At 39.9% G+C, this 13027-nt stretch carries 14 protein-coding genes; 7 read left to right on the forward strand and 7 right to left on the reverse strand.

All coding sequences use genetic code 11. The features are described 5' to 3' along the window. Positions 1-48: 48 nt before the first annotated feature. Both ACPZ3T_RS08775 and ACPZ3T_RS08780 read right to left on the reverse strand, forming a co-directional pair. Positions 49-333, reverse strand: coding sequence for a HigA family addiction module antitoxin (locus tag ACPZ3T_RS08775; RefSeq protein WP_490275279.1), 285 nt, complete (start codon positions 331-333; stop codon positions 49-51). An 11-nt stretch (positions 334-344) separates the two neighbouring features. After that, positions 345-644: a type II toxin-antitoxin system RelE/ParE family toxin gene (locus ACPZ3T_RS08780; protein ID WP_490275281.1), complete on the reverse strand. Its 300-nt coding sequence runs from the start codon at positions 642-644 to the stop codon at positions 345-347. Between the two features lie 265 nt (positions 645-909). Here ACPZ3T_RS08780 and ACPZ3T_RS08785 point away from each other — a divergent pair, with 265 nt between their 5' ends. The 3 genes from ACPZ3T_RS08785 to ACPZ3T_RS08795 all read left to right on the forward strand — a co-directional run bounded on the left by ACPZ3T_RS08785 (position 910) and on the right by ACPZ3T_RS08795 (position 2697). Further along, positions 910-1395 (forward strand): GNAT family N-acetyltransferase, encoded by a 486-nt coding sequence (locus ACPZ3T_RS08785; protein ID WP_490275283.1) that lies wholly within the window; start codon positions 910-912, stop codon positions 1393-1395. Positions 1396-1494: 99 nt separating this feature from the next. After that, a complete protein-coding gene (locus tag ACPZ3T_RS08790) occupies positions 1495-2166 on the forward strand; it encodes a ComF family protein (protein WP_490275285.1) in 672 nt (223 codons plus the stop codon). 69 nt (positions 2167-2235) lie between these two features. Further along, positions 2236-2697 carry a PPC domain-containing protein gene (locus tag ACPZ3T_RS08795; protein ID WP_490275287.1) on the forward strand — a complete coding sequence of 154 codons (462 nt, stop codon included), beginning with the start codon at positions 2236-2238 and terminating at the stop codon, positions 2695-2697. Positions 2698-2778: 81 nt separating this feature from the next. Here ACPZ3T_RS08795 and cobS read toward each other — a convergent pair whose 3' ends face one another. From cobS to argS, 4 genes are all read right to left on the reverse strand, one after another. After that, positions 2779-3552, reverse strand: coding sequence for an adenosylcobinamide-GDP ribazoletransferase (cobS, locus tag ACPZ3T_RS08800; RefSeq protein WP_490275289.1), 774 nt, complete (start codon positions 3550-3552; stop codon positions 2779-2781). A 17-nt stretch (positions 3553-3569) separates the two neighbouring features. Then, positions 3570-3761, reverse strand: a complete 192-nt coding sequence (locus tag ACPZ3T_RS08805; protein ID WP_490275291.1) for a hypothetical protein — start codon at positions 3759-3761, stop codon at positions 3570-3572. An 83-nt stretch (positions 3762-3844) separates the two neighbouring features. After that, positions 3845-4480, reverse strand: coding sequence for a DUF4351 domain-containing protein (locus ACPZ3T_RS08810; RefSeq protein WP_490275293.1), 636 nt, complete (start codon positions 4478-4480; stop codon positions 3845-3847). 265 nt (positions 4481-4745) lie between these two features. Continuing rightward, entirely contained in the window at positions 4746-6512 is a 1767-nt protein-coding gene (gene argS / locus ACPZ3T_RS08815; RefSeq protein WP_490275295.1) for an arginine--tRNA ligase, read from the reverse strand. Positions 6513-6669: 157 nt separating this feature from the next. Between argS and ACPZ3T_RS08820 the strand changes: the two genes are divergently transcribed. Then, positions 6670-6894 carry a hypothetical protein gene (locus tag ACPZ3T_RS08820; protein WP_490275297.1) on the forward strand — a complete coding sequence of 75 codons (225 nt, stop codon included), beginning with the start codon at positions 6670-6672 and terminating at the stop codon, positions 6892-6894. A 475-nt stretch (positions 6895-7369) separates the two neighbouring features. Beyond that, positions 7370-8224, forward strand: coding sequence for a hypothetical protein (locus ACPZ3T_RS08825; RefSeq protein ID WP_490275298.1), 855 nt, complete (start codon positions 7370-7372; stop codon positions 8222-8224). Positions 8225-8475: 251 nt separating this feature from the next. On the opposite strand, the gene ACPZ3T_RS08830 is transcribed toward ACPZ3T_RS08825, so the two are convergent. After that, the gene (locus ACPZ3T_RS08830) at positions 8476-11445 is read right to left on the reverse strand and encodes a PAS domain-containing protein (RefSeq protein ID WP_490275300.1); all 2970 of its coding nucleotides are present in this window, start codon (positions 11443-11445) and stop codon (positions 8476-8478) included. An 840-nt stretch (positions 11446-12285) separates the two neighbouring features. On the opposite strand from ACPZ3T_RS08830, the gene gvpA (ACPZ3T_RS08835) reads away from it, so the two are divergent. Next, complete coding sequence (gene gvpA / locus ACPZ3T_RS08835; protein ID WP_010996411.1) at positions 12286-12501, forward strand: gas vesicle structural protein GvpA; 216 nt, start codon at positions 12286-12288, stop codon at positions 12499-12501. 103 nt (positions 12502-12604) lie between these two features. Next, complete coding sequence (gene gvpA / locus ACPZ3T_RS08840) at positions 12605-12820, forward strand: gas vesicle structural protein GvpA (protein WP_010996411.1); 216 nt, start codon at positions 12605-12607, stop codon at positions 12818-12820. Positions 12821-13027: the final 207 nt, after the last annotated feature.

The following is a 13027-nucleotide window of genomic DNA, read 5'->3' on the forward strand; positions in this document are numbered from 1 at the left end:
GAGGTACGCAGAGAATTTGCAGTGATTTCAGAGGATAAATTAATAAACTCAGACACGAGGAGAGATAGTTTGCTGAATTTCCTTTCCCACTCTTTGTTCAGCTAACCTTAATTCATAATTTTTCTGGAGATTGAGCCAAAATTCTCCACCAGTTCCAAAATATTGCCCTAGTCGTAATGCTGTGTCTGCTGTTATTCCTCGTCTGCCATTAATGATTTCGGTAATTCTATTTTTGGGAACATGGAGGACACGAGCTAAATCACTAGCTGTCATACTAAGTTCAGCAATTTCATCAGCTAGAATCTCACCGGGATGAATTGGTGGGCGTGACATTTAACTCTCCTTTAGTGATAATCTATAATCTCTATGTTGAATGGTTTCAAAAAATCATCAGGCCAATTAAAACAAATTCTCCATTGTTCATTGATGCGAATACTGTATTGACCTTTTCTATCACCTGCTAATGATTCAAAACGATTACTAGGTAATTGCATCAAAGCTTCTTTATTAGGGGCGGCTTCTAAAATATCCAGTCTTTTTTGTGCTTGTCTCTCAAAAGATTGAAACTCTTTAACTCTTTCTCCTAGCGCAAATCTCTCCGTTCTTTTATCCTTGTATTTAGGGTATTCATCTGACGGAGACATAGTTAAATCATCATAAAACAGTAGTTTTGTTATGGGTTACGTAACTTATAACAATTAAAAGTAATATTAGCACAAAGAATTTATCGGATGGCATTTGGTTGTAAATATCATGCCCAAAACTCAAGTCGCTGACTCTTAAGCATAGAGAAAATTCATGCCTTCAGGGTGTCAGGTGAGTTAAAATCAGCTAGAGAAGCTATATGCTGGGTAAAATTCGGGAATCAATCCAGAGACTTTTCTGTACACACCTGACCCACACACAGTAATGCACAGCTACTACAAAGATTTCTTAATTCGTAACTGGCAAAAAAGCGATCGCACTAAAGCCGCCGCCATTATTAGTTACGTGTTATCAGAATACGGTTTGGGTTGGGAACCTAAAGGGGCTGACCGTGATGTACTAGAAGTAGAAGAATGCTACTTAAGTACAGGCGGCGAGTTTTGGGTAATTGAACACCAAAGCCAAATAGTTGGTACGGGGGCATACTATCCCACCCATCGGGGAAAAAAAGCGGTAGAAATAAGGAAAATGTATCTTTTACCGAGTGTTAGGGGTTTGGGATTGGGGAAATATTTGTTACAACAGTTAGAAGCAGCGATCGCTAACCGTGGTTTTGAGCAAATTTGGATTGAAACCGCTAGCGTGTTGGTAGAAGCAGTCAAATTATATGAAAACAACGGCTATCAGTCAGCTACAGGCTTGGAAACACCACGGTGCGATCGCGTTTATGTGAAATATCTAGATAGGTGACAGGTGACGGTGAGGAGAGGGGTATAGGGGTGTAGGGGTATAGGGGTGTAGGGGTTTTGAATTATACCCCTGCCTATCTATCAATGAGGCTCTCAAATTATGCTTAAAGGCTTGCTAGATTTATTTTTGCAGTCTAACTGTCCTTTGTGTCAGCGTGCTACATCCGGGGTGTTTTGCGAAAACTGCACTCGACAATTACAAAAATGCCATCACCCACAGCCTCAAGCTTTATGGAAACCGCCAATACCCGTATTTAGTTGGGGGGTGTATGGTGGAGTGATCAAAAGAGCGATCGCTGTGATGAAATATGATCATCAACCCCAAATTGCTCGTCCTTTGGGACAATGGCTAGGGGAAACTTGGCTATTACATTCCCTGCATCAAAATCAACGAATTTTAGTAGTGCCAATTCCCATGCACGCCAGCAAGCAAAAACAACGGGGTTACAATCAAGCAGCATTAATTGCTCAGAGCTTTTGTCAAACAACTGGATTACAATTAAAATCAAACGGCTTAATCAGAGTCCGTGAAACTCAAGCACAGTTTGGTTTATCCGTATCAGACCGAGAGAAAAACTTGGCTGAAGCCTTTGCTATTGGTGCAGATTTTCCCAAAATCCATCAAAACGCGTCAATATTATTAATAGATGATATTTACACAACTGGCGCAACTGCTAAGTCGGCTGTGCAAACACTCCGTAAATCAGGAATTACCGTCTTAGGATTAGCCGCCGTTGCTACTCCTCTCAAAGACACAAGTATTAAAAATTAATGCTCAAGTTATCTCTGGAAAATCTATAATTAACCAAATTGCCCCGTGATTTTGGGAACATCACCTACTATGCTTAGTCGAAATATTATTAAAAACTTCAGTAGAATCATCGTATTGCCTGCAACATTATTTGTAATTGGTATCAGCACAAATACAAGTTTTGCTCAAAATAATAAACTTTACAGTCCTATTCTCTTAACCGATTTTAAAGAGATTAGTGATACCCTTTCAGAAAAAGATATTCCCACTGGTCAAGGTGGATTTGCTCGTGATTACGCAGTCAAGCTAAATAAGGGTGATAATTTAGCAATTGATTTAACTTCAGATAGTTTTGATAGCATTATCACACTGTTAGCTCCCGATGGTTCAACACTAGCAGAAAATGATGATGGCCCTGATGGTACTAGTAATTCTTTATTATTTACCCGCATCAACGAAACAGGGACATTTATTATTCGTGTCCGCTCCTTTGGCGAAACTGGAGTTGGGCCTTTCAAACTCAAAGTCACAAAATTACAACCAATGAAATAAACCGCAAAAAATCATCGCTCGTGGCGAACTCTCTGCGTAACTTTGTGTTTAAATTTCTCCCCTCAATTCGCCACGACTTAATTATAAAAATGTCACTGCACAAAGCAATAAAGCCTCAGTCCACTCTACAACTGCACCATAAGTATCCCCTGTGTGTCCGCCTAATTTATGGTTAAACCAAGCACCTGTACAAAAAGCGATCGCACTCCCCAATACCACCATCGTTAGTGGTAAAACTAAACTGTATCCATCTAGAACCCAAACCAAACCACTCACAGCCAACATTAACAACAACCCTGGTAGTAAATCTTGGTAAGAACGAATAGCTTGTTTGTGGAATGCACCTTTACCCGTGGGTTTTAAGTAAGGATAACAGCAAATTGCTAGCTGTTGTCCCCAACGTCCCCAACCACAAGCAGCCATCAAGACTAACCACCGATTGTCTGTGATATCTGTTAAGGCTGTGGTTTTTAATAATATTAAGGCGATCGCTACCATTGCCCCAAATGCACCAGTAGCACTATCCGCCATCACTTCTAATCTGCGTTCGGGATTTCCCACAGCCAACCCATCAGCCGTATCCATCGCCCCATCTAAATGCAACCCACCAGTGATAGCCATCCACACACAGACTATTAAAGCACTACGAGTCAGGATAGGTACACCCAAATAATTCATCCCCACATCGAAACAGCCCAAAATTCCGCCAATTATTAATCCCACAAAAGGCGCAAATCGGGATACATTATGAAATTCTAAACCCTGGATATAAGGCAGAGGAATAGTTGTATAAAATATAACACTTGCTAATAAGTTAAAGATAATTTTCTTCCACCAATCGAATAACTTAAACATCTTTATTGATTATTGACTTACCCCAATCTTTGCCGTAACCACAAAGCCAATAAAGGCATCGCTAACTTATAACCTTTAGGACTTACGCAACTGGCATATTTTTTCCATAGGGGAGGCAAAAAGCGGTGTGGATTTTTCTTCCCACCGAACTTCAGAGCGGCGGCTTCCGCCGCTCTGAGTTCTCGCTTTATTGTCGTTGCGTGACGCAATGAGAAGATTTGAACGTAGTCATCAAACTTATAGCGTCACGCACCCACCACCGATTGTGACACTTGCGTAAGTCCTAATATTTTTATCTATTTTCTAACCAAGCTTCTAAATCAGCAGTAGTCCTAAAATCCAGTAACGCTTCCCCTAAATCTTCCAATTCAGCAGTTGATAAACGTTGAATCCGTTCTTGCAATTGAGGATTCACTTCACCTAATCGGCGGTTAAGTTGGCGTAGGATTAGCGTCAATTCTCCCTGCTGTATACCTTGCTGTATACCTTGTCTCATCCAACTGGTAACGATTTGCATCACTCTTTCCTCCTGCTGTGGTTCAATACTAGCAAGTTGTTCTTGAAATATGCGTTCTTCTACTGCATTCAAATTGAGATAGGTATCAATAAAGCCGGAAATTAACTGGATTTGTGCGGGGTTTAGTCCCAAATTCGCTAACAACTGTAGGGAGCTTAACTTGACTGTAGGACGTTCTTGAACATCCATCTGCATTTTAGCCATCAAAGCACTCGCTACAGGATTATTCTGATTGACGAAATCTTGCCATCTTAATTGATTTAACTGCACAACTTCATAATTAAATTCCAGCACCTTTTTGTTGGGGAAATCAAGGCGATAAGAATTAGGTTGTAGTGTTTTTGGCGAGTCATGAGAATAAATCACTATGGGATAGATAGGAAGAGCATATTTTTCATGCAGCCGTGCCAAATAGTTTCTTAATGAAGATGCACTTTATTCTGTACTGTAGAGACGTTGCATGCAACGTCTCTACATCATTTATTTGGCGCAACTTCATAGAGAATTGGTATAACATCTTTGCTGATATCAACATCTAGTCTGGCTCAAACAACAATCCAGTAGGGTGCGTTAAAGCAACGCGTAACGCACCGTGTGATTATGATGCGTTACGGCAATTTATAAATAGGCTCTTAGGGATGGGTAAAATACTGTGCAGCTTCAATGTAAATTGATATTACATCCTTTCTAATACTTGAATCCCCAATAAAGATAAACCTAACTTTAAAGTTCTCGCCGTTAAATCACACAAAACTAAACGAGATGTCCGCAGTGGTTCTTCTGCATTTAATACAGGGACTCCTTGATTGCGGTCATAAAACACATTAAACTTCTTACTTAATTCATAGAGATATTCACATAAACGATTAGGTAATAAATCTTCTTCAACAGTGCTAATAACTTCACCTAATTGCAATAAGAATTTAGCTAGTGCAAATTCTGTTTCATGTTGCAAGATAACTTTGGCGTTATCACCTAATTCTTCAAAGTTAATCTCTCCTTTGCGGCTAATTCCTTGAATCCGCGCATAGGCATACAACATATAAGGAGCAGTATTACCTTTTAAATCCAGCATTTTATCATAGCTGAAAATATAGTTACTCGTGCGGTTTTGACTTAAATCAGCATACTTCACCGCACTAATACCAACTACCTCCGCTACTTTGTCAATAAATTCTGCTGTTTCTTCCCGTTGTTCTGCTGTTAATCTTGTTTCTAAATCAGCACGAGCGCGAGCAACTGCTTCATCTAATAAATCCCGCAATCTGACAGTATCTCCCGAACGGGTTTTGAATTTCTTGCCATCTTCACCTAATACCAAGCCAAAGGGAACATGAACTAATTCCACATCATCAGGAATCCATCCGGCTTTACGTGCTACTTGGAAGAATTGAGCAAAATGATTGGCTTGTCCCGCATCGGTAACGTAAATAATCCGTTTAGCTTGATCATTTTGAATGCGGTAATTTAATGCCGCTAAATCTGTTGTAGCATAGTTATAACCACCATCTGATTTCTGCACAATTAAAGGTAAAGGTTCACCCTCTCTATTAGTAAAACCATCCAAGAAAACACATTTTGCACCTTGGTTTTCTACTAATAAACCTGATTGTTCTAAACCTTCTACTACTTGGGGAAGTAAAGGGTTATAAAAAGATTCACCACGCTCAGTTAATTTAATATTCAACAAATCATAGATCACCTGAAATTCTTGGCGTGATTGTTCACATAACAATTTCCAAGCGTGGAGGGTATCTTCTGCGCCTGCTTGTAATCTGACAACTTCCTGGCGGGCTGTTTCTTGGAAGGTTTCATCCCCATCAAATCGCTGTTTAGCTTGACGGTAAAAACTTACTAAATCACCGATATCTAAAGCATTGGCAGTAGTTAAAGCTTCTGGGTAGACTTCCCGCAGATAAGCAATTAACATTCCAAATTGTGTACCCCAATCACCGACATGATTTAATCTCAAGACATCATGTCCGCGAAATTCCAGAATCCGGGCGATGGAATCACCGATAATGGTAGAACGCAAGTGTCCGACGTGCATTTCTTTGGCAATATTCGGACTAGAAAAATCGACAATTTCCCGTTCGGGGTGTTTAGCTGGGGGGACTCCTAAGCGGGTATCTGCGTGAATAGCGTTTAGTTGCGCTTCTAGATATGCTGTTTTTAGCTTCAGATTAATAAAACCAGGCCCCGCTATTTCTGGAGTTTCACAGATTTGGGAGATATCTAATTTTTCCACAATAGCAGAGGCGATCGCTCTTGGTTGCTGTCCTAATTTTTTACTCAGGGATAAAGCAACATTGGCTTGATAATCCCCAAATTTGGGATTGCTAGCAGGAACTAAAATCGGATCTACTCCGGCGTACTCATCGCCAAAAGCAGCCATCAAAGCCTGTTGCAGTTTTAGTTTTAGTTGTTCTTGTGTAGCGTTCATATCTAGATGTGATCTGTTTAAGAGGGCTAAGGGCTGCCTACTGGACTTTCTTCCAGGCTTGATCATTTTACCTTTAAAATCTAATCAGGTAATCTTACTAAAAAACTCCACCCACAAGGGTATGGAGTTTTTAGGCATTGGGAATTGGGCATAGGGCATGGGGAAGAAGCTACCAATGCCCCATGCCCTTGCCCCAAGAGGCGGGGCGGCTGTCCCTCTCCACCCGCAAGAGGATGGAGTTTCCCGCCGCTTTCAATACAACTTATCATTTACACCCGACTTTAGCGGGAAACTTGGTAGCCTCGCATCTTTAGATCGAGGTGGAAAAGTGACTTGTGCAACTTTAGTTGCAGTCAAAAAAAATGGTAAAATAACAGAGTGAGTAAGGTAATACTCCTGCACGTTGAAGCTTCTTAGTACGGCGAACTCCCGGCATCTTCGGAATCGCATTGAGTCGATATCCCAAGAATGTAAGTAATGGCAAGTAGCTGAGTGTACCGCAACATTGGCTTAGTGGAGAACCCCGGAAAGCATTTAATTAATTGAATAACGTAGCTGCAAGACTCATGGGTGTCGTATGTTCAGTGATGTCGAGCAGGTAGTGGGACTTTTGACTGTCCCTTCTAAGTGCTTCTTGGAGAATCCCCCGACTTTTTGCTTAAACGAGCGTAGCGAAGTTTAAGCGGTCGGGGGAGTGTCAATCTCAGTAGAAAGAGGTAAGATTTTTAAGATTTCATGTGGCAACCTGATCTTTTTAACCATAAAATCGAAGACAAGGTAAAGTTCAGTAGAACAGCAGCCTTAATCGATGACTCAGTTAAAATAATCAGGGTTCAAAAGCCATCAATATATATAAAATGGTAGATCGGATCAACGATATCGCCTGGCAAGCTCATCAAGGTAGCGTTGCAGCGATTATTCAACTATTAAACGATAACCTCACTAAATCAGGTGTGAGAATCAGGGCTGTTTTTGCCGATGGTGTCTTACAACTGTTGTGTGAAGCCGCTAAAGTAGAGCTACTTGAGCAATCTAGCCTAGTAGCACAAATCCACCAAATCCTTGAATCTATTGCACCGCGTAATATTCGCCGAGTCAATATTAATAGTCGTATCGTTCGGGAACAACAATTATTATGGTTGACAGAAATTGAGCGGGAAAATCAAGTACTCTGGTCACAGGAAATTACCCTCACTCAACCAAGTGTCGTGCAGCAAATCATTAAAGATTTTCAAGCATCTAAAGAACTCGGACAACATAATTTACCTGAATTTTCATCACTAACTCATAAAGATAAATCGAGAAAATCACCCAAAATTAAATGGCAGTTAGCATTAGGTTTATGCTTATTGCTCCCCTTGGGTTGGATTATGTATACCCAATTTGGTGAACAACTGAAAAACTTAGTCAAGCTAGACAATAACACTAATTTTGCTAACGTTAATAGTAATTCGACACCATCAGCAGACAATAAATCTGATGATTCATTTGCCGCAGCTGTGCGAATTGCCAATCAAGCCTCTGCTGCTGGTAAAACAGCAACCACCTCAACCCAATGGTTAGAGCTAGCAGCTATGTGGCAAAGAGCCTCTGATTTAATGGCAGCAGTGCCATCAGATCACAGTCGCTATCAAGAAGCGAAAATACGCACACAATTGTATAAAAAATATAGTGAAACAGCACAACAAGAAGCAGCTAAAAGTAAGTTGTAAGTTATGCAAACTACAAGACTGTCATAGCAAGTGAAAATAAAATATACTTCCGATAATTTAAATAACACACAATAGTTTTGTGTGTAAAAATCCTATATATTTAAGTACATCTGCTTTGGCAGTAGAAATATGAGTATATAAAATTTATTTATGAATTATTTTACTTGTAGTAAAGGACACCAAAGCGCAGCCGGATCTAAATTTTGTTCCACCTGTGGGGAAGCCTTACGAGATTGGGGCTTGGTAAACCGCTATATTTTGACTGGTAATGTAAAATAAAAGCTGCTGCCTTGACCAAAAACGCTTTCTACCCAAATTTGGCCGTTATGCTGCTCTACGATGCTTTTACAAATAGCCAAGCCTAATCCAGTTCCCCCTTTTTGGCGAGCGTCAGAAACATCAACCTGTTGGAAACGTCCAAAAATTTTCTCTAACTTATCATCGGGAATACCCCTCCCCTGATCTTTGACAGTAAATAAGACATAAGTGTTCTGCTGTTCTCCTATTTCTTTTTGGATCTCTGCGGTTAACCAAATTTTGCTATCATTAGGAGAAAATTTGATGGCATTACTTAACAGGTTAATCAGAGTTTGAACGATCGCATCAGGAGCAGCAGAAATTGTCACCGATAAGGGGGTAACTTCTAGGATAATACCAGCCTGTAATGCGATCGCCTGCACAGCATCTACAGCTTGCTGCATCAGCACATCCACTTGGCAAGACTCCATCACTAACTGAGTTTTCCCAGATTCCAACCGTTCTAAATCGAGAATATCGTTGACTAGACGTACTAAGCGATCGCAATTATTCAATGCAATGGTGAGCATTTCTTGACTTCGTTGGGGGCGTTTGTCAAAAACTCCTGATGCTAGCATTCCCAATGCGCCATGAATAGCTGTCAAGGGTGTGCGAAGTTCATGGCTGACGACGGAGATAAATTCATTTTTCATTTGATCGATTTGTTGGCGTTCAGCTTCGCTATGCTTGCGATCGGTGATATCTGAGGAAATGCCAGTCACAAACCAGCAGTTTTCTGCTGCATCCCAACGAGAATTTAAAGTTTCGGATATCCAGCGCACACTCCCATCTTTGTGATATATACGATACTCATAAGTTACTGTCCGTTCAGCAAAAATATTGTCAAACAACACAGATGTCATACTTTCTCTATCTTCTGGAGCAATGCGACTTACCCACAGATATTTATCATTCCTTAGTTCTTCAGCTGTGTAACCAGATATGACTTCACAACCCGCCGACACATGATTAATATCCCAAGAACCATCTTGATACACTCGCATACTCGTAATGCTTGCACTGGCACTGTTGAGAATATCCTTCAATTTAGCTTGGGAAGCTTGCAATGCTAGTTCTAGTTGTTTGCGATCGCTTACTTCTTGAACTATCCCATGCCAAGCAATTTCTCCATTTTCCCGCAATTGAGGGCGAGAATTAGCTTGAATCCATTTGATTTTACCCGTAGGTGTAATGATGCGCCATTCATGTTTAAACGGTTGCATCTTGTCTATACTCTGGGCAACTGCTTGCTGATAACTTAAAATATCTTCTGGATGAATCTGGCGAAAAATAATACTAGGATTGTCGATAGCCTCCCCCACTGAGATTTCATGAATTGCCTCAAAGACTGGACTCAGGTATTCATAACGAACGGGGCCACTTGGATATTCTACAACGGTATACATGACGGCTGGTGAAGCATCTGCCAAATTTTTTAGCTGTGCTTGACTTTGTTGTAGGGCAGTAGCGATGCGCTTGCGTTCAGTAATATCCGTCAATCGGACAAGATACATTGATTTTCCTGCTACCTGAATCATCTTGGCTGCTAAATTACCCCAAAAGGTGTTTCCTTTTTTAGTTAGGTATTCTACTTCCCGACTCCAAAATCCTTGCTGTTCAATCTCAATAGCAATCTCCGCCAATTCCTCCTGTGTAAACTGTCGTTTTTGGAGGATATTTCCTTCAATGCCAATTAATTCCGCTTTACTCTCAACCTCAAATAGTCTGACAGCTTGCTGATTACAATCCAGAATCAGTCTTTTCGGGGGAGGTTCTACCAAAAAAATCGCATCGGTAGATTCATTAAAAATTGCTTCTCGCAAGTCTCGCACTTGTTTGAGTTCTAGTTCTGCCTGTTTACGTTCAGTAATATCTAAAACCGTTCCGACTATCCGCACCACTTTTCCCTGGTGATCAAAAATCGGTTTACCTTTAGCCGCAACATAGCGCACAGAGCCATCCGGTAAAATAATCTGAAAATCTCGCTCGGCTTTTTTCCCCCGATACAGTTCTTCAATATAGGATTGATAGGCTAAATGATAGTCAGGATGAATAATTTGATTACCTAGTTCTTCAGGAGAAGGGGGAGGTTGATTAATATCGCGCTGATGAATGTGATAAAGTTCTTCCGACCATATAGTAATTTCACTGAGAACATCAAATTCCCAACTACCAATATGAGCAACTTCCTGGGCTGCTCTCAAAGCTGCTTCACTCCGCGCTAAAGCTTGGCTGGCATAACTGAGATTTAAAATCGGTTTGCTGATCAAATTCGCAGTAAATATACTAGTAATACTAGCAGAAATTAGTATTAAAAAATACAATTCAAATATCTGGGTTTTATTAGCCTCAATTGCGGTGACGAATTTGGCGGCTGGCACAGATATAATTACTAGCCAATCTACTCCATTGCGATCGCTATAGGGAGTAATTTGTACAAACTGCCGTTCTTGGTTAATATTTAAATCCAGTAGTGTAGTTGTTTGAATATGACGAAAACTACCGTATTTTTTTAGCAGTGTTTGGGTTAGCGATCGGGTTTGTATATCCCCACTCTGCACACCTGGCAATCTCGAAAGTTGATCATTTACCTGAGTTATATCAGTAGAAGCCGCTACCAAGTCTCCAGAACGCTCAATAATCAATACATTACCTAAATCTGAGAAATGCAACTTTAAAAAAACGCTCAGACTACCCTGCTCAACTGCTTGCTGTTGTCTTGCCAAATAAGTATCGAGCCGATCTTGAATGCAATGGCTAACTTCCCCCACCAACTGATTAGCTAAGTTCTCGACTGCTTGCTCTCCACTGCGATGAGACAAATAGCTCACCAACCCAACTGCTCCTAATGTTTGCAAAACAACAGGAATCAGTAGTATCCATCGCAGGGAAATTTTGATTCGGGATAAAGAGCCAGACAACATACTTCATACAATTTCCGACTTAGAACTTAGCCATAGCAGTTTTAATAGGGGTAAAGAACAGACATACTCTCAGGCAGTATACAAGGGCTTGGTAGATACTGCCAATCAAGTTAATAGATTGATTGACAGGGATAATTTGATTTATAGTTCCCAAATTGGCGGCGGTTTTAACGGATACTAAGTTTTCAACAAAGATAGTATCTATGAAGTAGTTTATTTGATGAGCGATCGCACCCAGACAGTCAACTTTTCAGGAACTTCCAGATCACAAAATATCCAAAATGTAGGGTGCGTCAGTATGAATAACTTTTGGGTATAGTTGGTTTTCTCAAACTGATGTACCCTACCAATCCATCCAGTGCGGATAATCTATTTTCTAGTGACTGCCAAAAATTAAACGCTATTTGTAGATGAAGATGACTTTGAGCAACTCATTATGTTATTTATTTCTGTTTTGATAACCGTATAATTACTTAATTTTGCTAATTTATTGTAAAAACCCTGTAAGCCCAATGGAATCAGCACTTTCATCTATGTTGACAGGTGAAATCCTTCTCCAAATTGTTGCAATAAAAAGAATTACATTAAAAATTACAAAATCAACAAAAAACAACCTGAAAACTTATATTTAAAATCATCAGGAAATTGAACACATACATTTCTCACAAGAACCTGCTATTTTTTACTAACATTCTCCCGGATTTTACATTTGTTAAACAATTTTTCTCTGGTCAAACTATTTACATACATAAAAACGTATGTTTAATATAGATTCAGTGGTGAGACAAGACAAATGTCTAGCTCCTACTAAAAATCAACAATGAGTTCAAGTGTAAAAAAATGGCAGTCGAAAAAACCAATTCTTCTTCAAGCTTGGCAGAAGTTATTGACCGTATCTTAGACAAAGGTATCGTTGTAGATGCTTGGGTACGTGTTTCTTTGGTTGGTATTGAATTATTAGCTATTGAAGCTCGCATCGTGATTGCGTCTGTTGAAACCTACTTGAAATATGCAGAAGCTGTAGGTCTAACTCAGTCCGCCGCCATGCCTGCTTAATTATTAAGCAAACACTCAAATGTCAGGATTAATTTAAGTGATTCTGGCATGATAATTTCCAGCGAATTAAGTTCAATAACGCAAATATTTAAGGTACAAAAAAATGGCAGTCGAAAAAACCAATTCTTCTTCAAGCTTGGCAGAAGTTATTGACCGTATTTTAGACAAAGGTATCGTTGTAGATGCTTGGGTACGTGTTTCTTTAGTTGGTATTGAATTACTAGCTATTGAAGCTCGCATCGTAATTGCGTCTGTTGAAACCTACTTGAAATATGCAGAAGCTGTAGGTCTAACTCAGTCTGCTGCCATGCCTGCTTAATTATTAAACAGATGCCAGAAATTCAGCATTGTTAATTTGGTAATTCTCATATTTATCTGCTTTTCTCTAATTATCTAAGTAAGGAGAGACAAGCAGATATTTTTTCATTGTTACAAGTAAGTAGAACGGTGTAGATAATTCAAGGTTTGTAGTCAGGACTTTAGTCCTCTAATAAGAACTGTTTGCGGAGCGTTCCCGTAGGGAAGG

Source organism: Aliinostoc maniaoense (genome assembly GCF_058172895.1).